Origin of the sequence: Paenibacillus selenitireducens, from assembly GCF_002021565.1 — a bacterium.
GTDB classification, from domain to species: domain Bacteria; phylum Bacillota; class Bacilli; order Paenibacillales; family Paenibacillaceae; genus Paenibacillus_K; species Paenibacillus_K selenitireducens.
This window is the reverse complement of record NZ_MSZX01000006.1, coordinates 181845-204611: the sequence shown is the minus strand read 5'-3', so window position 1 is coordinate 204611 and position 22767 is coordinate 181845. Positions and strand designations below refer to the sequence as shown.

The 22767-nt window shown below is 45.7% G+C and carries 23 protein-coding genes; 20 read left to right on the top strand and 3 right to left on the bottom strand.

Features of this window, described 5'->3' with window-relative positions:
- Positions 1-18: 18 nt before the first annotated feature.
- From pheT to BVG16_RS16655, 3 genes are all read left to right on the top strand, one after another.
- Entirely contained in the window at positions 19-2463 is a 2445-nt protein-coding gene (pheT, locus tag BVG16_RS16665) for a phenylalanine--tRNA ligase subunit beta (protein ID WP_078499808.1), read from the top strand.
- A 91-nt stretch (positions 2464-2554) separates the two neighbouring features.
- The gene (gene zapA / locus BVG16_RS16660; protein WP_078499807.1) at positions 2555-4540 is read left to right on the top strand and encodes a cell division protein ZapA; all 1986 of its coding nucleotides are present in this window, start codon (positions 2555-2557) and stop codon (positions 4538-4540) included.
- 36 nt (positions 4541-4576) lie between these two features.
- Positions 4577-5077 (top strand): CvpA family protein, encoded by a 501-nt coding sequence (locus BVG16_RS16655; protein ID WP_078499806.1) that lies wholly within the window; start codon positions 4577-4579, stop codon positions 5075-5077.
- A gap of 68 nt (positions 5078-5145) precedes the next feature.
- On the opposite strand, the gene BVG16_RS16650 is transcribed toward BVG16_RS16655, so the two are convergent.
- Positions 5146-5499, bottom strand: a complete 354-nt coding sequence (locus BVG16_RS16650; protein ID WP_078499805.1) for a phage holin family protein — start codon at positions 5497-5499, stop codon at positions 5146-5148.
- Positions 5500-5654: 155 nt separating this feature from the next.
- On the opposite strand from BVG16_RS16650, the gene BVG16_RS16645 reads away from it, so the two are divergent.
- The 4 genes from BVG16_RS16645 (at position 5655) to cysK (ending at position 10012) form a co-directional block, all read left to right on the top strand.
- The gene (locus BVG16_RS16645; RefSeq protein WP_078500130.1) at positions 5655-8015 is read left to right on the top strand and encodes an endonuclease MutS2; all 2361 of its coding nucleotides are present in this window, start codon (positions 5655-5657) and stop codon (positions 8013-8015) included.
- A gap of 73 nt (positions 8016-8088) precedes the next feature.
- Positions 8089-8508: a DUF350 domain-containing protein gene (locus tag BVG16_RS16640; protein WP_078499804.1), complete on the top strand. Its 420-nt coding sequence runs from the start codon at positions 8089-8091 to the stop codon at positions 8506-8508.
- A 126-nt stretch (positions 8509-8634) separates the two neighbouring features.
- A complete protein-coding gene (locus tag BVG16_RS16635) occupies positions 8635-9057 on the top strand; it encodes a hypothetical protein (RefSeq protein ID WP_078499803.1) in 423 nt (140 codons plus the stop codon).
- A gap of 37 nt (positions 9058-9094) precedes the next feature.
- Entirely contained in the window at positions 9095-10012 is a 918-nt protein-coding gene (cysK, locus tag BVG16_RS16630; RefSeq protein ID WP_078499802.1) for a cysteine synthase A, read from the top strand.
- 45 nt (positions 10013-10057) lie between these two features.
- Here the strand turns inward: cysK and BVG16_RS16625 are convergent, their stop codons facing one another.
- The gene (locus BVG16_RS16625; RefSeq protein WP_078499801.1) at positions 10058-11299 is read right to left on the bottom strand and encodes an NAD(P)/FAD-dependent oxidoreductase; all 1242 of its coding nucleotides are present in this window, start codon (positions 11297-11299) and stop codon (positions 10058-10060) included.
- Positions 11300-11455: 156 nt separating this feature from the next.
- On the opposite strand from BVG16_RS16625, the gene BVG16_RS16620 reads away from it, so the two are divergent.
- From BVG16_RS16620 to BVG16_RS16565, 12 genes are all read left to right on the top strand, one after another.
- Positions 11456-11689 (top strand): hypothetical protein, encoded by a 234-nt coding sequence (locus BVG16_RS16620; protein WP_078499800.1) that lies wholly within the window; start codon positions 11456-11458, stop codon positions 11687-11689.
- 22 nt (positions 11690-11711) lie between these two features.
- Positions 11712-12101 carry a spore coat protein gene (locus tag BVG16_RS16615; protein ID WP_233147064.1) on the top strand — a complete coding sequence of 130 codons (390 nt, stop codon included), beginning with the start codon at positions 11712-11714 and terminating at the stop codon, positions 12099-12101.
- Positions 12102-12214: 113 nt separating this feature from the next.
- Positions 12215-12706, top strand: a complete 492-nt coding sequence (locus BVG16_RS16610; RefSeq protein WP_078499799.1) for an Lrp/AsnC family transcriptional regulator — start codon at positions 12215-12217, stop codon at positions 12704-12706.
- 18 nt (positions 12707-12724) lie between these two features.
- Entirely contained in the window at positions 12725-13921 is a 1197-nt protein-coding gene (locus BVG16_RS16605) for an aminotransferase class I/II-fold pyridoxal phosphate-dependent enzyme (RefSeq protein ID WP_198957491.1), read from the top strand.
- A gap of 125 nt (positions 13922-14046) precedes the next feature.
- Entirely contained in the window at positions 14047-14259 is a 213-nt protein-coding gene (locus BVG16_RS32480) for an aspartyl-phosphate phosphatase Spo0E family protein (protein WP_233147063.1), read from the top strand.
- 98 nt (positions 14260-14357) lie between these two features.
- The gene (locus BVG16_RS16595; RefSeq protein ID WP_078499798.1) at positions 14358-14909 is read left to right on the top strand and encodes a hypothetical protein; all 552 of its coding nucleotides are present in this window, start codon (positions 14358-14360) and stop codon (positions 14907-14909) included.
- 53 nt (positions 14910-14962) lie between these two features.
- On the top strand, positions 14963-15523 hold the full coding sequence (locus BVG16_RS16590) for a bifunctional adenosylcobinamide kinase/adenosylcobinamide-phosphate guanylyltransferase (protein WP_233147077.1): 561 nt from the start codon (positions 14963-14965) through the stop codon (positions 15521-15523).
- A 1-nt stretch (position 15524) separates the two neighbouring features.
- Complete coding sequence (locus BVG16_RS16585; protein WP_078499796.1) at positions 15525-16094, top strand: cob(I)yrinic acid a,c-diamide adenosyltransferase; 570 nt, start codon at positions 15525-15527, stop codon at positions 16092-16094.
- Positions 16091-17026: an RluA family pseudouridine synthase gene (locus BVG16_RS16580; protein ID WP_233147062.1), complete on the top strand. Its 936-nt coding sequence runs from the start codon at positions 16091-16093 to the stop codon at positions 17024-17026. Before BVG16_RS16585 ends, BVG16_RS16580 begins: the two co-directional genes overlap by 4 nt.
- Before the next feature lie 36 nt (positions 17027-17062).
- Positions 17063-17419, top strand: a complete 357-nt coding sequence (locus BVG16_RS16575) for an arsenate reductase family protein (RefSeq protein ID WP_078499795.1) — start codon at positions 17063-17065, stop codon at positions 17417-17419.
- A gap of 168 nt (positions 17420-17587) precedes the next feature.
- Complete coding sequence (locus tag BVG16_RS16570) at positions 17588-18466, top strand: 5'-3' exonuclease (protein ID WP_078499794.1); 879 nt, start codon at positions 17588-17590, stop codon at positions 18464-18466.
- 9 nt (positions 18467-18475) lie between these two features.
- Positions 18476-19606, top strand: coding sequence for a phosphodiester glycosidase family protein (locus BVG16_RS16565; protein ID WP_078499793.1), 1131 nt, complete (start codon positions 18476-18478; stop codon positions 19604-19606).
- 53 nt (positions 19607-19659) lie between these two features.
- On the opposite strand, the gene BVG16_RS16560 is transcribed toward BVG16_RS16565, so the two are convergent.
- Entirely contained in the window at positions 19660-19956 is a 297-nt protein-coding gene (locus tag BVG16_RS16560; protein WP_078499792.1) for a DUF3055 domain-containing protein, read from the bottom strand.
- Between the two features lie 307 nt (positions 19957-20263).
- Between BVG16_RS16560 and BVG16_RS16555 the strand changes: the two genes are divergently transcribed.
- Entirely contained in the window at positions 20264-22612 is a 2349-nt protein-coding gene (locus BVG16_RS16555; RefSeq protein ID WP_078499791.1) for a S9 family peptidase, read from the top strand.
- The last annotated feature ends 155 nt before the right edge of the window (positions 22613-22767 follow it).

Here is a 22767-nt window from a genome sequence, read left to right as displayed (position 1 = left end):
GAGGGAAGTGAGCAAGCGATGAAAGTATCATATCAATGGCTAACGGATTATATCGATCTTCATGATCATACAGCCAATCAAGTCGCAGATAAAATTAGAGATGCAGGCATAGAAATCGACGTTGTCGAGGATCGTAATAAAGGCGTTAACAAAGTGGTTGTCGGGTATGTGGAATCCAAAGAAAAGCATCCAGATGCAGATAAATTAAACGTATGTATCGTAGATGCAGGTCTTGAAGAGAAACTTCAGATTGTTTGCGGAGCGAAGAACGTAGATGCAGGGCAAAAGGTACCCGTAGCCCTTGTTGGCGCGGTGATGCCAGGCGGTATGGAGATCAAGAAAGCGAAACTGCGTGGTGTCGCTTCGCATGGAATGATCTGCTCTGCGAAAGAATTGGGATTAAATGATAAATTGTTACCAAAAGAGCTGCAAGAAGGTATTCTTGTTTTGCCGCAGGATACGGAGATTGGAACGCCGATCGTTGACGTGCTTGCGATCAATGATCATGTGTTGGAGCTAGACCTTACGCCGAATCGCTCGGATTGCTTAAGCATGTTAGGCGTAGCTTATGAAGTGGCTGCTATTCTGGGGCGCGAAGTGAAATTACCGCAAGTCCAAGCCGAAGTATCTACGAACGGTGAAGCAGCCAAGGATAAAGTGAAAGTTAATATTACAGATAAGGCGCTTTGCCATCACTATACAGCGCGCTACATTAGCGGGGTTAAGGTCAGTGCTTCTCCATTATGGCTCCAAAACCGTTTGATGGCAGCGGGCGTTCGCCCGATTAACAATATCGTCGACATAACGAACTATGTCATGTTGGAATATGGTCAACCGCTACATGCCTTTGATGCAGATAAATTAGCTGGCGGGCAAATCGACGTGCGTTCTGCACGTAACGGTGAAGTGATGGTGACGCTTGATGATCAAGAACGTAAGTTAGATCCATCCATGCTTCTCATTACGGACGGCGAGAAGCCGATTGCCATCGCAGGTGTCATGGGCGGAGCGAACTCCGAAGTGACGGAAACGACCGTGAATATCGTGTTGGAATCCGCTAAATTCGATGGGGGCTCCGTACGTAAAACTTCCCGTCATCTGGGTCTTCGTTCCGAAGCGAGTATTCGTTTTGAGAAAGAAGTGAATCCAGAGGCGGTAATTCCTGCCATTAACCGTGCAGCAGAATTGATGGCAGCTCTAGCAGGCGGAGCAGTTGCGCAAGGTATCGTGCAGGCCATTGTGACAGAGCCGCAAGCAACGGTAGTGAAGTTGTCTCTTGCGAAGGTTAACCGTTATTTAGGTACAACACTTGCAACCGATGAGATCAAAGCGATTTTTGATCGGTTACAATTTGCATACGATGATCAAGGGGAATCCGTCCTTGTTACGGTGCCGAAACGCCGTGGCGACATTACACAAGACGTCGACCTTATTGAAGAGATCGCAAGACTTTACGGATATGAAAACATCCCAACGACTTTAATTGAAGGTTCAACGACACCAGGTGGATTCACGAAATCCCAACGCATTCGTCGCGAGCTGCGTCAATTACTGACAGACAATGGCATTCACGAAGTGATTAGCTATTCGTTCACCCATCCATCCCAGACTGAAATTTTTGGGTCCTTGACGGATGGTCTACGTCCCGTGCCGCTTGCGATGCCGATGAGTGAAGAACGCAGCGTGCTGCGCACAAGTATCGTACCGAACTTGTTAGATATTGCGACTTATAACCGAAATCGGAAGACAGACGATGTAGCGATCTTTGAAATTGCGAATATCTATGCAACCCAGGAATCTGAATTAACGACACTTCCGCAAGAACAACCGATGTTGGCACTCTTACTGACAGGTCATGCTCAATCCGCTCAATGGAATCAGAAGCCTGTTGCTTATGATTTCTATGATCTGAAGGGTGTGCTCGAGACTGTATTTACATCGCTTGGCGTTGCGGAACAAATCCGTTTTGTTGCAGATCAACCGAAGGGATATCATCCGGGGCGTTCGGCTTCCATTTATTTAGCGGCTGAAGCAGGGGATGTGCTGCTCGGGACCATCGGTCAAATTCATCCGGAATTGCAACGGGAAAAAGATTTGGGCGACACGTATGTAGCAGAATTAAGATTGGCGCCGCTGTATGATGCTGCTGATTTCGCGATCACGTACAAGACGCTTCCACGCTTCCCGGCTGTACAACGTGATATTGCTGTTGTGGTAGCAAGTGACGTACCCGTAGGCCAATTAGTTGAAGCAGCTAAGGAAGAGGCGGCAGATTTGCTCGAAGCTATTCAAGTGTTTGACGTATTCGTCGGAGAAAAGCTTGGTCTAGACAAGAAGAGTGTCGCGATTTCTCTTGTATACCGTCACGCAGAACGTACATTGACAGATGAAGAAGTAACAGAGGCCCATGGTAAAGTCGTAGCACGTTTAGAACAATCTTTTCATGCAGAATTAAGAAAATAGCAGGAAATAGGAACAGTCACATCGAATCATAAGAAAGGGCTCGATGTGACTGTTTTTTTTGCATGAGAAAAGAGTTAAGGAGGACACGACCATGACAAACGAAGATCGTACCCGCGTAACCGTAGAAATTTACGGAGCACAATACAAACTTGTCGGAACCTCTAGTAAAGACTACGTAAAAATTGTGGCGGATTACGTCAATGACCATATGGTTGAGATTGCGAAAGGGAATCCACGGCTCGATGTGCCTCGCATTGCAGTATTAGCGGCGGTTCATATGGCTGAACAAGTGATGGATTCGAAGCGTAATCAAGAAAATATTGATCGCATGAAGGATGCACATGAGAAGTTGCAGAATGAATTGCACCGTGCTCGTGCAGAGCAGGCTGTTCAGGTAGAACAAGCACAACTTCAACTTGACGAACAGAAAAAATTAACGGATAAGCAATTGAAAGTCAATGAAGAACAGCTCAACCACATAGAAGGTTTGAAATCCGAACACCAAGAGAAGCTTACACAGGCAGAACTACAGCAGCAGGAACAATTGAAGAAGCTAGAATCGGAACAGCAGCAGGCCATGTCCAAGATGGAACAACAGTACAAGGAGAAGCTCTCCGAACTGGAGTCGAAGCAGAACAGCCAGTTGACTTCATTACAAGGACAATGGAATGCAGCGAAGAAAGAATCTTCAGATTTGCGTTCCCAATTAGGCCAAATCACGCAGCGCGAGCAAGCTCTGAAATCCAATGAAACGAAGCTCAAGAATACGATTTCGCAGTTGGAGAGTCAATTGGCTGCTGCGAAGAGCCTTGCCGAGAAGCAAATAAACGACAGCAAGTCCTTAGCTGCTAAGGAACGTACGGAAGCCAAAGAGCTTGCCGCGAAGCAGTTGCTAGAGATGAAGACGCGAGCTGAGCAAGAAATCGCACAAGCGAAACAGCAAGCGGATCAGCGGGTAACGGCCATCAAGCAGCAGACCGATGAGCAGTTGAATGAATTGAAGCAACAAAGTGATAAGCAGTTGAATGAAATGAAGCAACAAAATGATAAGGAATTGGCCGTGTTGAAGCAGCAGGCAGAACAGCAGGTCTCGAGTGCCAAATCTCAAGCCATCGAAGCCAAATTAAGTGCCGAGAAGAAACTAAAAGAGATGCAAGCCCAATCGGACAAGCTGGTTGCGGATCTAAAATCGCAATCGGAAAAAGATGTAACGGCAGCGAAGACATGGTCTGAGCAAGAGATGACGAAGGTCAAACGCCAATATGAACAAGAGCTGTCGGAATTGAAACGTCAATCCGAAGATGAAATAGCGGAGTTTATGCTTCAGATGGAGCAGAAGATTGCGGATCTGAAGGAAGAGATGTCCGAGATCACGCTTCAATCCGAGCAGGAAGTTTCTGAGATGAAGCTGCAATCAGAACAAGAAATGGCAGAGCTTCAACAGAAATTCGATAAAGAACGTTTGGATTTCAAGCTGAATGCTGAGAATGAGATAGAGGAGATCAAATCGTATTATGACGAGTTGATCGCCGAAGAAAAAATGCATATGCAAGAAAAGCTTGAACGCGTTCAAGCAGATTGTGCGGACTTGGAGCAGCAATTAAAAGTGGCACAGTCCCAATTATCTGAGCATAATCAACAGGTGACAGAATTGCTGCATCAGCTGGAACCTTTGAAAGTTCTTAACGAGCAGCTGGCAGCTTCGAATGACGAGTTAGCCGTTACGAAGGAGCAGATGACATCAGACGTTCATCAACTTGAGCTGGAACAGCTGCAATGGAATGAAGAACGTTACGAGTTAGAGAGCAAAATTGTAGAAGAACATCATCAATACGAAAAAGCAGTGGAACGGACTGCTTCTTTGGAACGCAATTTGGCGGATGTCTATGACGAATTAAATGTGATTCGTGAGGAATTCGAATTGGTGTCCCATCAATATCGACTGCTGAAGACGGAACGTGAGCTTGGAACGGAGAAAGCAGAACAAATCGCTGTGGAGTATGAAAAGTTGAAGGAAGAATACGCGAAGCTGCAAGAAGAGTACAATGAATGGATCGAATTGATCGAACAGAACTAGAGGAACGTCACAAATAGAACAGGGTGGAAGGCCGCAATGCATTTGAATTTCATCGATTACATCTGGTTAGGAATCGCCATTCTATTCGGCGTCTACGGCTATGTTCGCGGCTTTGTGAATTCGTTCTTGTCGGTTGTGGGACTATGCTTCTCTTTCATGATTTCAATCCTTTATTATCAACGTCTAAGCGTGTGGCTTGGAAAAACAACAGGCTTAAATGTGACATTTTCAAGCATTCTCGCCTTTATCGCCCTATTCATTATTACTAAATATGTGCTTGTTTTGGCGGGAGGGTTCTTGAATTTTCTCGCCAAAGTACCAGGCATCCATCGACTTAATCGTTGGATTGGTGCTGTATTTGGGTTGTTTGAATGGGGTGTCATATCGATTATTGTCATTTATTTAGCACGCTACATGAAAGCGCCGGAAGTAAAGTCCGCCTTGGCAGATAGTTGGGTATCTCATCAGGTAACTCTGTATACACCCGATATTATCACGGCGACAGCTCAATTTATTACACGGCTTACACAAAGCTAACGAATGAAAAAAGCGGTTAAGACGCGGGATTTCCACGTGTCATAACCGCTTTTGCTCATTTGCTGTTCCTAACGTTCTTTGCCAGCTTCGTACGGTGTAGCAATTGGAATGAACAAGTCGATGATTCCAATCACTAGAGCACCGAGGATGGCGCCAATGACAGACACAGAAACACCGCCGATGAAGAACTGTGCAAGCCAGATGACGAGCGCGCTGCTTAGAAAACCGACGATTCCGCGACCGAACGGTGTCACTTTTTTACCAAAAATACTTTCGATGACCCAGCCTAGAACAGCGATCGCAAGCGCGAGGAACAAAGCGCTCCAGAATCCTCCAATTTTAAAGGCAGGAACAATCCAGCTTACGACTAACAGTACGAGGGCCGAGACGATGAATCGTACTACATGGCCAAGGAAATGCATGTGGTGTAACCTCCTTTAGGTTCATAAATCTTACGTTTCAACGATTATTTTACCCTGTACTGCAAACATTATGAGTGATGGTAAAAAAAAGCCTGAACATGGCGTTACGTCTGATGTTCAGCTATAATAAACAACGAGAGGAGCTGAATTTACCAGTGGACCAGAAAATTTACAAAACGATGGAATACGCGAAGATTTTACATAGATTAGCAAGCCATGCTTCGACAAGTCTGGGGAAAGAAATTGCAGAGCAGCTGCAGCCCGTGACCCAGCTGAGTGATGTGAAGCGACTGTTGCAAGCAACAGATGAGGCTTATACCATCGATCGACTTAAAGGCAGTGCGCCATTTGGCGGGGTTGTTGATATACGAAGCAGTCTTCAAAGAGCTCATATCGGTGGGATGTTAGGCCCTCATGAGCTTCTAGATATCGCGAATACCATCTTTGGCGGCAGACGTGTAAAGCGCTTCATCGAACAGGTGCATGATGATCATCCTGTTCCGATGCTGCATGAATTAAGTCAACTGATCACGGATCAGAAACCGCTTGAAGATTCGATTAAAGCTTGTATTGACGATCAAGCGGAAGTGATGGACCAGGCGAGCTCAGAGCTTGCATTGGTACGTAGAGAATTACGTAACGGCGAGGTTAGAATTCGTGAGAAATTGGAACAGATGATTCGTTCATCATCCGTAGCCAAGATGCTTCAGGATCAATTGATCACCATCCGAAATGATCGGTTCGTTATTCCGGTGAAGCAGGAGTATCGTTCGCATTTCGGCGGCATCGTGCATGACCAATCCAGTTCGGGCGCGACGCTTTTTATTGAACCGGAATCGATTGTCGCGATGAATAACAAGCTTCGTGAAGCAAGACTGAAGGAAGAACGCGAAATCGAGAAAATATTGCACCGCTTATCTGACGAGGCGGGCGAGCAGCATATTCTGCTGCAAGCAGACGTGGAAATGATGGGGCAGCTTGACTTTATGTTCGCCAAGGCACGCCTAGCGCATGTGATGAAAGCGACGCTTCCGATCATGAATGACCGCGGTTTCTTGAAATTACGCAAAGGCCGGCATCCATTAATTGATATCGATAAGGTCGTACCGATTGATCTTGAACTTGGGAATCAATATACCTCCATCATTGTAACCGGACCGAATACGGGGGGGAAAACCGTCTCCTTGAAGACGATTGGATTACTCAGTTTGATGGCGATGTCAGGACTTTTCATTCCTGCGGAAGACGGCAGTCAAATGTGCGTATACGACGCGATTTATGCAGATATCGGGGATGAGCAGAGTATTGAGCAGAACTTGAGTACCTTCTCAAGCCATATGACGAATATCATTCGGATTCTTAACCATATGTCGCCGAAGAGTCTGGTATTGCTCGATGAGCTGGGCGCAGGCACAGATCCTGCAGAAGGTTCTGCACTGGCCATCTCGATTCTGGAACATATTCATGCGATGGGATGTCGGATGGTTGCTACAACACACTATAGCGAGCTAAAGGCATATGCCTACGATCGCAATGGCGTCATTAACGCGAGTATGGAATTTGACGTACAGACATTAAGCCCAACGTATCGCTTGCTAGTAGGTATACCAGGACGAAGTAATGCATTTGCGATTGCTGAACGATTAGGTCTGTCGCATGAGATTATTGAACATGCACGCGGCACGGTAAAAGAAGAGGACCTTCGCGTGGAGAGCATGATTGCTTCACTTGAAGAGAATCGACTAAGTGCGGAAGCAGAACGCGAAAGTGCCGAGCAGCTGCGTCGCGAGTTGGAAGCATTACGGAAGCAGCAAGAGAGTGAACGAGACCGATTTGATGCGCAGCGTGATAAAATGATTGAAAAAGCGGAATCCGAAGCGCGTGAAGTGATCTCCAAAGCGAAAAAAGAAGCTGAGAACATTATTTCGGATCTGCGCAAGCTTGCACTTGAAGAAGGCGCATCCGTCAAGGAACATAAATTAATTGCAGCACGAAGAGCGCTGGACGAAGCAGCGCCCGCACATAAGACTGCAACACCGAAACGTGCGAAGGCGAAGCAACAGCGTCCAATTCAGGCTGGCGATGAAGTGGTCGTGTATAGCTTGAACCAACGCGGCCATGTTGTAGAGATGTCAGGGAATGATGCGGTCGTTCAATTAGGGATCATGAAAATGAAAGTAAGCTTAAGTGATCTCGAGATGGTTCAATCTGCTCCAGCGAAAGCGCAACCGCAGCGGAACGTAACGCCGGTCAAACGTACAAGGGATGATAACATTCGAACCGAACTGGATTTAAGAGGGGCGAATCTAGAGGAAGCGATCATGGAAGTGGATCGGTTTATTGACGAGGCGTTCTTATCGAATCTGGGTCAGGTTTATATTATCCATGGTAAAGGCACAGGGATTCTAAGAACAGGAATTCAAGAATATTTGCGTAAACACCGCAATGTCAAAAGCTATCGCCTAGGGAATTATGGCGAAGGCGGATCGGGTGTTACGGTCGCTGAACTGTCATAGTTGATGAATGAAGAAATGGCATACCGAAGGTTATGCCATTGCCATTACTATAGTCATGGAAGGAGTGATCGGCATGGAAAATCAACTGGAGATGCTCTTAAAAAACCCTTATTTTTCAATGGTTGCTTATTTTTCAGTCGCCGTTCTTGCGCTGATCTTCTTCCTGTACTGCTTTGAGCTGCTAACGAAATACCGATGTTGGGATGAGATCAAGCAAGGAAATCTTGCTGTTGCGATGGCTACGGGCGGGAAGATATTCGGGATATGCAATATTTTCCGCTCGAGCATTCAAGAAGCAAGAAACATCTATGAATCATTAACATGGGCAACCTTTGGATTTGTATTGCTTATTATTGCTTATTTTTTATTTGAATTTTTAACCCCTGTATTCCACATTGATGAAGAGATTGGTAAAGATAACCGTGCGGTTGGTTTTATCGCGATGATGATCTCTATCTCATTATCCTTTATTATTGGTGCAGGGCTGTCGTAGCAGCTTTGATTCAGGAGGAGAACGCATGAAGTACTTGTGGGGGACTTTATTTGCATTAGCTGTTGTTTTTGTTACGATTGGAATTATCTATTGGATAAATATTTAAAGAATGCGAGGAAATAACGTATGGAACCAGTCATTTGCCCTTGGTGTGATACCGAGATTGTATGGGATGAAGAAATCGGACCGGAAGAGGAATGTCCGCATTGTAATAATGAACTGAAAGGCTATCGCACATTGCAGGTGCAGATTGATCCGGCCACGGATGATGATGAAGAGCTAAGTCGTTATGAAGAAGCCGTAGAACGTGTGTTAGACGAGCAAGAGGAAGTGCCTGAGTGCATGTATTGCCGTGAGTTTATGGTGTTAGCCGGCAAACAGGTGACGCCTCCGAATGCATTCCAACCGAACGTACCGGATACGGTAGGACAACCTTTTGTGGAAGCACCTTTTCAAGTGAACATGTATGTATGTACAGGTTGTTTCCAAGTTGCCTATGTACTGTCCCCTGAAGATCGTCAAAAAATGATTAAGCGTCTGAGCCGCTAGTACACGCATAAAGAAGTATTGCAGAAGGGGGATTCGTATGCCGCGCGTCGTGCAGCACATTACCGAATTGATCGGCAATACGCCGGTCGTGCAATTACAGCGCATGGTGACATCTCAGCATGCGGATGTATTCGTGAAGCTAGAGATGTTCAATCCTAGCGGCAGCGTGAAAGACCGGGCAGCGTACCATATGATTGCGGAAGCCGAACGTACAGGAGTCATTCGTCCGGGTGCGACGATTATTGAACCTACCAGCGGCAATACGGGAATTGGCTTGGCCATGACCGCAGCGTCGAAGGGCTATCGGGCGATCCTCGTGATGCCTGATAATATGACGGCTGAGCGAATCAACCTGCTCAAAGCTTACGGTGCTGAAATCGTGCTAACACCGGCAGCTGAACGAATGTCGGGCGCGTTGCGTAAAGCAATGGAGCTCAAAGAACAAATCGAAAACAGCTATATTCCGAATCAATTTGAGAATGGATCGAACCCTGATGCACATCGTCATACCACAGCACTCGAGATTCTTGAGCAAATGAATGGGAAGCTCGATGTATTCGTGGCGTCTGCGGGCACCGGAGGGACGATTACAGGGACAGGGGAAACCTTGCGCGCGCATCTCCCTGATATCTATATTTCGGTTGTGGAGCCCAAAGGATCTCCTGTCCTCTCAGGCGGTATCCCTGGACCTCATAAACTGGTGGGAACAAGCCCTGGTTTTGTGCCGCAGATCCTCAATACGAGTATTTATGATGAAATCATACAAGTTGCTGACGAAGATGCCATCGAGACGACCCGAAGATTAGCACGGCAGGAGGGGATTCTCGTGGGTCCTTCTTCAGGAGCTTCGGTATGGGCTGCCTTGCAAATCGCGGCCAAGCTTGGACCTGGCAAAAAAGTCCTCTGTATGGCTCCCGATACGGGAGAGCGATATTTGAGCATGGACTTGTTCTAACTTTATGACTACAGATAACCTCTATACGAGATGCTCCAAGGCGAGCTAACTCGGTAGAGGTTTATTCTCGTTCGAACGATATAAACGAAACATATCTGCATCAGGATGAGCGCCCTTGATGATGAAGTCTCGAATGATTTGGGCAGCCATCAAGTTATAGGCCATTCCATTGCCGCCAAAGGCTTGGACAAAATAGCAATTTGGAAACTTGGATGGATGCTCTCCAATAATTGGGTAGCCATCATGAGTAGAACCGAATACGCCGGCCCATTGATAAGCAATCTTCAAATTTTGAATGTCAGGTATATTCGGGAACATGGATTTCAGGGTGTTGAGGAGTACATCACTCTTATGCAGCAGCTTTGAATCTCGCTCTTCAGGACGGATCGTGCGCTCATCCAATCCTCCGATAAGGATACGATTATCATCTGTCGTGCGTAAGTATAAGTAAGGGCGTGCTGTCTCCCAGATCATTGCGCGTTGATACCAATCGGTATATTCACGCACAGGCTCCGTTGCAATCGCATAGGTGCTCACGAGCACCGCATTGGGGTCATTCGTCATTTGAGCCGTTTCATATCCTTTAGCAAAAACAACTTTCCTTGCACGAATGCGATGCTTACGGGTATAACAGTTGACATGATGCTCTTCATTGTCCCATCGAATGAGTTTGGAGTGCTCATAAATCCGAAGGTTATGATCGATTCCAAACTGCGCCAAGCTAAACGATAAGGCAACGGGATTCACTTCTGCATTATCATTCGAGAAGATGGCGGCGGGCTTGGAGAACGAGAAATGACTGGAAATCTCTTGATCATCCCAGTAGGTCGCATCAAAACCGTATCGCTTGAGCGCTTCGTATTCCGCTTGTAGTTTCGGCACATCGGCCCTACAGCTTGCGTAATAGAGACTTTCCCGCGGATGGAATTGAGCATCGAAAGGCAATCTAGCACATAAGGCTTCTAAGTCGTGAATTGATTGACGGCATAGTCGGTAAAAACGAACCCCATTGGTTTCACCAAAGGTATGAATGCAGGATGAAAGATGCTTATCACTGGAATATTGAAGTAAGCCTGTACTTGCTTGCGTACTGCCAGACGTAATGGTATCTTTTTCAATCAGAATCGTTTTTAAGCCCTGTTCTGCGAGCAGTGCTCCGCACAACAAACCGCCAATGCCGCCCCCAATAACCAGGACGTCGCACGTTAGATCCTCTTCAACTGTTGGATATGATGGGGTTGGATGGATCGTAGGATGCCAAAACAAAGATCCTGACACAAGGTCCATTCGTGTACTCCTCCTCCCTTTCCCTCATTATGCTTCTCTCAAAAAAGCTTTATTCACAGGAATAACACAATATCAATACATATTTAGGACACTGTTGAACCATCCTAGGAAGGAATCAGAACTTCTATAGTTCGCCACAAGGAGGAACGTCAACCCATGCAAATGATGCACCATCTGCCGTTATCCGGCAAAGAGTTGAATTACATTTCAGATTCCCTATCGAATGAAGATCTTCTTATTAAACAATGCGTAGCCGTTGCGGCAAGCTCATCGAACCCGACTGTACAACAAATTTGTTCGACGATGTTGAAAGCACACCAGGCGCATTATCAGACACTTGCTCAATCCCTGCAGCACCATCAATCGCTTGCTCCCACTCAACTTCAGTAACACAGCAAAGGAGAAATGACAGGTGAATTCACAGCAACAGAATAATCAACAAGGTACTTTTATGCCAGACGGAGACATGATGTACACGATTTTGGCAGATCTAAAAAGAACGGTAGGCGAATATACGACAGCGACGACCGAAGCAGCGTGTCCAGCGGTTCGTTCCATGTTTACCAATCTGTTAAATCATTCGCTTCAGATCCAAGGTGACTTGTACAACTACATGCAGCAAAACAATATGTACGACAAGCCATCACCTGCCTTGAAACAAGCGATCGATAAAGAGATGCAACTTATGCAGCAAACGCAGCAACAGACACAACAGTTCGTTTCTCAGAAACAAGCTCAAAACTTTCAACCACAGGCAAATGCGCAGGCTGCGCAAACATCGAATAACCCGTATTACTTTTAACATCACCGAAAGCCGTTTTTACAGGCATATAAACGCCGTAAAAACGGTTTTTTGTTTTGCATGAACATGGTATTCGTTGTAAGATAGTTATTATGGTTTGGGAGGTTTGATCAATGAATGCGTTGAAATTGCAAATTTTGGATCTATTAAAAGAAGATGCCCGCCGTGACACAGAGCTGCTGGCCACATTGCTTGGGGTCGAGGAAGCCACTGTGAAGCAAGCGATTACGGAGTTGGAAGATGACCATGTCATTGTCAAATACGCGGCTGTTGTAAATTGGAGCAAAGTTGAAGACGATAAAGTAACGGCTTTGATTGAAGTACAGATTACACCCGAGCGCGGACGCGGTTTCGAAGGCATTGCCGAGCGCATCTATTTGTTCCCCCAAGTAAAATCGGTCTACCTCATGTCCGGCGCGTATGATTTACTCGTCGAAGTAGAGGGCAAGAATTTGAAAGATGTTGCAAGCTTTGTTTCGGACAAATTGTCGCCGATTGATCAGGTTCTTTCGACGAAAACACATTTCATTCTCAAAAAATATAAGCAAGACGGGATTATATTCGAAGACCATGAAGACGACCATCGTCTCATTGTCTCACCGTAACGAAAAGGAAGAGAAGCCATGATCATAAAAAATGAAGAAAAAAACAAATCGATGTCATCGTATTTAGCTCCTGCTGTGCGTGCGATTCCGCCATCAGGCATTCGGAAGTTTTTTGATTTGGCGGCTGGCAGCAAAGATATTATTACACTAGGTGTCGGTGAGCCGGATTTCTGTACGCCATGGCATGTACGTGAAGCATGTGTGTATTCCTTAGAACGCGGAAAGACCAAGTATACCTCCAATGCAGGTATCCCGGAACTTCGTGAAGCCATTGGACAATATTTGCATGATGAGTTTCATGTAACCTACAACCCCGCAGATGAAATTTTGGTGACGATTGGCGGTAGTGAAGCGATTGATTTAGCGCTTCGTGCGTTGATTTCACCAGGGGACGAAATCTTGATTCCTGAACCTTGTTACATTACGTATTCTCCAATCACATCCATTAGCGGAGGCGTACCTGTTGGAATTGAGACGTTTGCCAAGAACGATTTCAAATTAACGGCGGAATCTTTGAAAGCTAAGCTTTCACCGCGGTCCAAGGTGCTGGTTCTATGTTACCCAAGCAATCCAACGGGCGGTATTATGACCTATGAGGACTGGTTGCCGATTGCAAAGATCGTCGAAGAGAATGATCTTATTGTTATCTCCGATGAGATTTATGCAGAATTAACCTATGATCAAAAGCATGTGAGTTTTGCTTCTCTGCCAGGAATGAGAGATCGTACGATTCTCGTTAGCGGATTTTCCAAAGCCTTTGCTATGACGGGATGGAGAATGGGATATGCCTGTGGGCATCCAGAGATCATTTCCGCGATGCTCAAGATTCACCAATATACAGTGATGTGTGCGCCAACGATGGGGCAAGTCGCTGCACTTGAAGCGTTAACGAACGGCATGGACGAGAAAGATCGGATGGTCGAGTCCTATAATCAACGCAGACGCCTTGTTGTGAAGCGATTCCGTGAGATCGGACTGGAATGCCATGAGCCCCAAGGAGCGTTCTATGCCTTCCCATCCATTCAATCCACGGGTCTTAATTCTCAAGAGTTTGCGACACGTCTATTAATGGAACATAAGGTAGCCGCAGTGCCTGGCGATGTTTTTGGACTTGGTGGCGAGGGTTTCATTCGTTGCTCTTATGCAACTTCAGTGGCACAATTGAATGAGGCAATTGACAGAATTGGTAACTTTATCGAGAAACTTAAAAAATAGTTAATTTTTTTATACCAATAATAGGCTATTTTTGATATAATACAACATGAGTTTTACTTTTAATGTAAGATCTTAGATATTATGAGTGAAATGGAATTGATTTTGGACTCCGGGGAGGGATCGTGTTGTATTCTGTTGAATATGATTTGCGTAGCAAAGCGGGTAATTCATTTTCGCCAGCGGTTGCTCTGGAGGATGAGATTCAATTTTTGCGTTTGAAGATGGAAGAAATCGTGTTACTTGAACAATCATTTACGTCGGATAATGTCATCTTAATAAGCAGTATGCTGGATGTCAAAATCAATGAATATATGAAAATCAATCCTAGAAAAGCGTAATATGCAAGAAGACCTGCGTGGGTCTTCTTTTTTTGTCTTCCATCTTTATGATATAGTGTGATATAAGATGTATTTACGAGCAGAGGGGATCTATGAACATGAAGAGATTTGGAGTTATCGCTGCGTTATTATTAGGATTGGTAATGTTGACAGGCTGCGGGAAAAACCCAGATATGACGATATTTATGATGCCGGCAGCCAATGAAGTGATCCCGACCGAGGTGACCGAGCAAGTTCAGGCTCAGCTCCAGGCAAAGCTTGGAGAGGAGAAAACCCTGCAGGTCAATTCCAGCGCCATGTACAATATTCAGAAATTGATCGCTGAACTCGCGGTGAGCCAGAACGGCATCATGGTTATTCAGGAACAAGACATGTTGAATTTTGCAAATAGTGAAGGTTGTACGCCGCTCGAAGGCACTTTTGACCAAGAAAAGTACAAGAAGGGCTTTGTTGAAGGCACAGTAAGCGTGAAGGGTGCAGATGGCAAGGATCAGGAGAAAAAAGAGCAGCATTTGTATGCATTACCGATTAATGAGATGAAGATGTTCCAGACTATCGGGTATAAAACGGACAAGCTGTACGCGATTATTCCGTCCAATGCGCCGAATAAAGAGCTGTCGATGAAAGTCTTGCAAATGATGGCCGAGTAGGCGACGTGAACTCATATGTAACAAAAATGCAGGAAGGAGGGGTCTGCTTGTTGATGATGATTACCGGTGGATCCGGTAGCGGGAAGACGGCGTTCGCGCTCAAGTTAGCCGAGAAATTCGATCATGCGGGCATTTGGCTCGTCTCACGTTGGCCGGATAAAGATGCCGAACAGATCGCTGAATCTGTATACCCATGGAAAATCATCGAGACACACCCTATTCTTCCTGAAATTATTGATACGATTAATGTGAACTCGAATCCTTTTGTGACGAATAGTCGTGTTCTCGTGGTGGATAACATCGCCGTTTGGTTATATCACGAAGCAAAGCTGATCGCGCAGCGAGAGCAGGATGATGACAGGATGCATCGACTTATGGCAGAGCGGGCGGATACATTAATTGAATCCATTACAGCCTATCAGGGGACGATACTTGTTATTACGAATGAGATGAATGGCTATTGGGATGAAGTCGATATACATAAAATACTTTTTCACCACTGGCTTCCGATCGTCAATGCACGATTGACAGCGAAGTGCAGTCAACTTTTTCTTCTCACTTCGGGTGTAGCCGTGGAATTAACCAGCAGACAGGTACGATTGGGAGGGAACTAATATGAAAATTTATACGCGTTCAGGTGATCAAGGAACAACATCCGTTATTGGCGGGCGTGTACCGAAGGATCATATACAGGTAGAGACGTATGGTACGATTGATGAGTTGAATTGTTTTGTGGGCCAAGCCATTAGCGATCTGAAGGGTGAACGTTATTCCGATATTCGTGAAGCCCTTCTACAGATTCAACATGAGTTATTTGATTGCGGATCAGATCTTGCGTTTGCGAACCCAGATGGCAAGACATTCAAAGTTCAAGCGGCGTTGATTGAGCAACTTGAGAAATGGATCGATCAGTATGATGCGGAGAATCCGAAAGTTACTCGCTTCATTCTGCCTGGAGGTACATCAGCGGCTAGTTCATTGCACATTTGCAGAACGGTATGCCGTCGTGCTGAGCGACTCGTGGTTACGTTAGCAGGAACAACGCCGATAAATTCGGAAGTACGCAGTTATTTGAACCGGCTGTCAGATCTTTTCTTCGTATTAGCGCGTACAGCGAATGTTCGCGGCGGGGTTGCTGATGTGGAATACATCCGCAGTGCTGAGGTGTTCCGGAACGAGCCATGATGACATCGATGCAATACTATGAGCCTATCACTTACATCGTGCCGCAAGCGGAGGATGGATTCTATTTAAAGACGATCCTCTCCAACCGGATGCAAGTATCGCGCAAGCTGATGTCACGCCTGAAATTAACCGAGCAAGGGATTACGGTGAATGGGGAGCGGCGCTATATCAGCGTGAAAGTTCAGGCGGGGGATTGTATTCAGATCCGAATGGAGCAGGAACGATCTGATGATATTTTTCCACAACCGATCGACTTTCAGATTATTTATGAAGATGAGCATCTGTTAGTGGTGATGAAAAATGCGGGGATCATTGTGCATCCGACACATGGCCATTATATGAATACACTTGCGAACGGTATCGTGCATTATTGGCAGGAAAAGGGCTGGAATTATCGCTTCCGTCCTGTACATCGCTTGGATCAAGAGACTTCCGGTGTCCTCTGTATTGCGAAGAATCCTTATATTCACCAGCATATTTCAGAGCAGATGATTGCAGGGGAAGTCGACAAGCAGTATCTCGCTTTTGTGCATGGTGTGCCTCAACCCATAAAAGGAACCGTTGAAGGACCTATTGACCGTGACCCTGAGAATCCGCATTTACGGATTGTAACGCCTTCAGGTTATGAATCTATAACACATTATGAAGTGGTTGAAAGCTACCAAGAGGGTATCGCCTCGTTAGTGCAGCTAAAGCTAGAGACGGGAAGAACGCATCAAATTCGCGTACACATGCAGCATATCGGCTGTTCCTTGATTGGGGACAAAATGTATACCCATGAACAAGAGAATGCCTTAGATACCCGCATCGAACGTCATGCGCTGCACGCGTGGAAGCTGGGACTTACCCATCCGATTACGAAGCAATGGATGGAGTTCACTGCGGATTTGCCGCAAGACCTCATGAAATTACAGGCATCCCTGTTAGAATAAACACTGAGATTGCCGCTTTTAAAGGAGTTAACAATCATGTCGAACTTAAAAGTATATCATTACCCCAAATGTGGGACGTGCCGAAATGCCGTCAAATGGTTGGAAGCGAAAGGCCATGAGCTAGAGTTGCAGAACCTGTTCGAGGAGGCGCCGACGGTAGACGAGCTGAAGGAACTCATTCATCACAGCGGGCTAGAATTGAAGAAGTTCTGGAATACTTCAGGGGATGTTTATAAAGAATTGAAGCTAAAAGACAAACTTCCTACCTTGTCAGCTGAAGAGCAAATCGAGCTTCTTGCTTCCAATGGCCGGTTAATTAAACGCCCGATTGTTACGGATGGGCAGCGTGTGACGGTTGGATTCAAAGAAGAGTTATATACAGAAAACTGGTGAGGATAAACAGCCTGTCTACGGTTAATCAGACCGAAGATGGGCTATTATTTTAATAAAATGAGATTAGGAGGATTACCAGTAGTACACTAGTACGAAATGGTGTGAGGTTGCACAGGCTTATGTTATACTAATGAAATTGAAATATGATGAATAGATAGGAGAGATCACATGGTTGAACAACATCAGCCCAAATTACTCCTTGTGGACGGGATGGCTTTACTGTTCCGCGCGTATTATGCGACGGCGTATGGCGGATATATCCGCAAGACGAGTACAGGGATTCCGACGAATGCCATTTACGGATTTATCCGTTATTTCTGGGATGCCGTATCGAAATTTGAACCGACTCATATTGCTTGCTGTTGGGATATGGGGAGCAAAACATTTCGGACAGAGCAATTCTCCGACTATAAAGCAAACCGCGCCGAGGCACCAGAGGATTTGATTCCGCAATTCTCGTTGATTAAGGATGTCATGACAAGCTTCGGCATTCCGAATATCGGTGAAGCGGGCTATGAAGCGGATGATTGTATCGGTACCATTGCGAAGCAGTATGGAGCAGACATGGACATTTATATTTTGACGGGTGACCATGATATGCTGCAATTGGTGGATGAGCGTGTCAGCGTCATTATCATGAAGAAGGGTCATGGCAATTATATGGTGTACAATCCGATGACCTTGATGGAAGAACGTCAATTAACACCGCTGCAAGTCATTGATGTAAAAGGGTTAATGGGCGACCCGAGCGATAATTATCCCGGGGTTCGAGGCATTGGGGAGAAGACCGCGTATAAGCTGGTTCAACAGTACCAATCCGTTGAGGGGATTCTTGAGAATCTCCATGAATTAACGAAATCCGTTCGTACCAAAATCGAAGCAGATCTCGATATGTTGCATCTATCCCGCGATTTAGCGCGGATTCGTTGTGATGTACCGATCGTCTGCGATATGGATCATTGCGTAATCACCTTAGATCGAATCGAAATTGAACGCAAATTTGCAGAACTGGAGATCCAGAGCTTAAATTCAGTGATCGGGGTGTAATCAGAACAAATGGGGAAGAAAAACCTAAATTTATTACTCATCTTAGCCATTGTAATGAGTCTGTCAGGAGCATCGATCGCGTCCGCGTCGGGAGAGCACAGTGAAGTGACAACGAGCTCCGCGACAAGCACCAAGACGACGGCATCTCAGCCGAAGGTTGCGGTCAAGAATGTGAAAGTAGGATCCAAAACGTACGCTGTTCAGACGGTTGCAATACCGAAGAATATCGGTGTCGGCGTAGGGCTGGCGAATCGGAAAGTTGGCGAGACGGCGAACCTCCAAGATATTGCGAAGCAATGGAATGCAAGTTATGCAATGAATGCCACGTACTTTGAGGCTTATGGCGGCATTCCCGAGCCATACGGAACGATTATTGCAAACGGCCAGCTTGCGCATATTGGGAACACGGGTACATCCATTGGCTTTACGAAAGATGGACAGGCACGGATGGACACCTTGCGCGTCTCAGTGACAGGCAGTGTTTATGATGAGGATAAAGGACGTTCGAGCAGTTGGTATGTGTATTTTGTCAATCGAACGCCTGTCAAAGGCAAGAACGGAGCTATTCTCTATACGCCACAGCGTGGGAAGACGATCGGATTTAACTATGGTCATATGATTGTTGTGAATCAAGGCGTCGTCACGCAAGTCACGCAGAATACAAATGTGGAGATTCCGGCAAAAGGATATGTACTCGTATTTAACGGGACCGATGCAGGACAAGCAAGCCGGTTTAAGGTCGGGGATCGGGTAAATTATGAAGTCCATTATAAGGATCTGAACGGAAAAACAATTCCTTGGAACGATGTCGTTACCGCAGTAGGCGCAGGTCCTCGGCTCGTTAAAGACGGCAAAGTGGCGGTAAATCCAGCAGCAGAGGGATTCACGTCAGCGAAAATCTTAACGAATGGCGGCGCGCGCAGCGGCATCGCGATCATGAAAGACGGTTCGGTCATGCTTGCTACGGTTGGAAATGCTACGATCAAAGATTGGGCAGCGATCATGGAAAAGCTTGGGGCCCAGCAAGCGATGAACTTAGATGGCGGTGCTTCTTCCGGGTTATATGCGAATGGTAAAATGCTTACAGCACCAGGTCGCAAGCTCAGTAATGCTCTGATATTCGGCAACCAAATCAAATAGTTGATCCACACAAGAAAGGATACCTCAGGAAATGAGGTATCCTTTTTGACGTTTTAGTCGGTAAAAACCGTAGGCCCCACCACAAGTGACAAGAAATTGCGAAGCTCTCCAGCTTCTTCTTCCGATAACTTAAAGGTGTATTCCAAGTATCCTTCTTCTTCGATATCTTCTTCCCCAACAATGGCGGATATACCGCTCTGAAGGTCCGTAATTAGTTTTTTGCCGTAAAAACGATTAGTCGTCATAATGGCCAGGTCAAACCGTTTGTAGCTCTCACCGATGAAGGTAACAAATCGTGTGGTCGTTGCTTCGGTGGAATCGGATAACATATCAAATTCATGCTTAGACATGGGGTCACTCCTTCAATGATTATGTCGTCATTATATATGAATTGGAGAAGAACAGGAAACTTATTTTTATCGGGCAAATGAGAAGTTATGCCAAATAATGATTGTATAATCTTGACATTTGAAATCAAGCTTTGTATACTGTATATAATGATATATACAGTATGATGTGTGCAGCTGTATATCTTGTTTTTTATAGGATCCGTAAGTTATTTCATGTTGGGGAAGGCACACGATGATGAGGAATGGAATCGGGAAAATGATCGATTGAGGGTCTTCTCGGTTCCCAGCAGAGAGGGGAAGCATAAGTATGAAAGTAAGAAAAAGGTTAGTCTCCGCAACGATCGCGGCTATTATGGCCGTATCTGTTCCCGTGTCTGTCATGGCACAGGATGACGCGAAAAAAGCAGCACCATGGTATCAAGTTGGCATGCAATCGCTCGTTACGAAAGGGATTGTAGAAAAAGGCGTAAAGCAAAACCAAGAGGTTTCTGTCAAAGACTTTATCCGCTATGCGGTATTGTCGCTTACATATCAACATGGTATTGACTCGATGAAGGTCGCTTCTGAGAAGGGTTGGATGAAGGAAGGCGAATTCACTTCCGTTGACGCTCCGATCAAACGCGGCGAGATGGCTCGCATCATAGTGCGAGCGCTCGGTAAGGAGCAAGCCGAAACAAGCTTGGCCGAATATGCAGCAAGCGCTAAGGCACTTGGGCTCATTCAAGGGGATGCAGATGGAAGCTTGCACGAAGATCAGCCTATGACAGTAGCTCAAGCGGCTGTTGTACTTCAGAACTACAGTAATAAAATGTTGTCAGCGATGGACGAGAGTGGTGTGCCACAAATTTCCGTGGAAGACTTCATGCGGAGTCCAGGCAGCTTTGGGTATGAGCTTTCTCCTGACGGCAAGTATCTTTCTTATACGGGTACTTGGGAGAACCGTTCCAATGTTTTTGTAGAGAAAATCGGTGAGAAAAGCGAGCCTATTCGCGTGACAAGCTCGAAAGATCGCGATATCGCTGGTTTCTTCTGGAAAGGCGATAACATCCTGTATCGCAAAGATAAGGGCGGAGACGAGAATTTCCATGTATATTCGTCCGCTTTTAACGGCAATAAGGAAGTGGATTTGACGCCTTACGATAAGGTTAGTGTTCAACTCGTGAGCGGTTTATCGGGTGTGAAAGACGAAATTTTGATTTCGATGAATAAAGAAGATGCTGCCATTTTCGATGTATATAAATTGAACGTAAAGACAGGGGAAACGAAGCTGATCGCCAAAAACCCCGGGAACATTATGGCATGGGTAGCGGATCGCCAAGGTAAAATCCGGCTTGCTTCCGAAAGTGATGGTGTCGAAAGTACATTGTTGTACCGCGATACGGAGGAAGAGGCGTTTAAACCGCTTGTTACGTTAAAGGACGGGGATGCGATGAATCCGCTGGGTTTCTCGGCAGACGGTAAATCGATCTATGCCGTTTCCAATAACGGTCGGGACAAGACGGCGCTCGTCAAGTTGAACTTAAAGGGTGAGGAAGAAGTTCTGTATCAGCATCCGGAAGTTGACGTAACTGGGGCGTACTACGACAAGAATCAAGATAAAATGCTGGCAGCCGTCTATGTGACAGATAAAGCGCATTTGGAGTTTTTCGATGATAAATTCGAGGCTTTGTACCGCAAGCTGCAGCAGAAGCTTGGCGTCAGTGAAAGTGAGATCGGGCTGAACGATTATAACGAGGATATGACGAAGCTGATTATTAGCGTTTCGAATGACAAGACTTACGGGATGTATTATTTTTATGATAGCGTATCCGGTGAGTTAACATCCTTAGGTAATTTAAGCCCGTGGCTTAACCCAGATCAGATGGCCGATATGTATCCAATCTCTTACAAGAGTAGAGACGGATTAACGATTCACGGCTATTTGACATTACCGAAAAATAAAAAGCCTCAAAATCTGCCGATGATCGTGAATCCGCATGGCGGGCCGTGGGCACGCGATATGTGGGGCTTCAACCCGGAAGTGCAACTGCTGGCAAACCACGGGTATGCCGTACTTCAAATGAATTTCCGTGCATCAACGGGGTATGGAAAGGCCTTTATGGATGCAGGAGATAAACAATGGGGATTGAAAATCCAAGATGATATTACTGACGGTGTGAAGTGGGCGATTAAGCAGGGGATTGCTGATCCAAAACGTGTTGGTATTTATGGTGGATCGTTTGGTGGATACGCAACCTTGACGGGCATTACGAAAACGCCGGAATTGTATGCTGCTGCCGTTGATTATGTAGGCGTATCGAATATGTTCACATTCTTGGGGACGATCCCACCATATTGGGAGACCATGAGAAATCTGTTTAATGAACGCGTCGGCGATGTCGAAAAGGACAAAGAAATGCTGAAGCAAGTTTCGCCGGTGTTCCACGTCGACAAGATCGTAACACCATTATTCGTGGCTCAAGGGGCGAATGATCCGCGGGTTAACAAAGCAGAATCCGACCAAATTGTCGAAGCTCTTAAAAAACGCGGCGTCCAAGTGGAGTATATGGTCAAGGATAATGAAGGGCATGGCTTCGCCAACGAAGAGAACTCGATCGATTTCTATAACACGATGATCAAGTTTTTGGATAAGTATTTGAAGCCGCAGAGCAAATAAGATAAGTGTTGCTAGAGAATAGGTAACTATGCTATAATTTAGAAAATTATACAAAACGGATGAGGTAGCACCTCTCTCGAAAATATAAAAAAACCCTTATTTATAAGGGTTTTTTTGATGTATTATTAATTCTATCCCACATTTTGCCCACACTA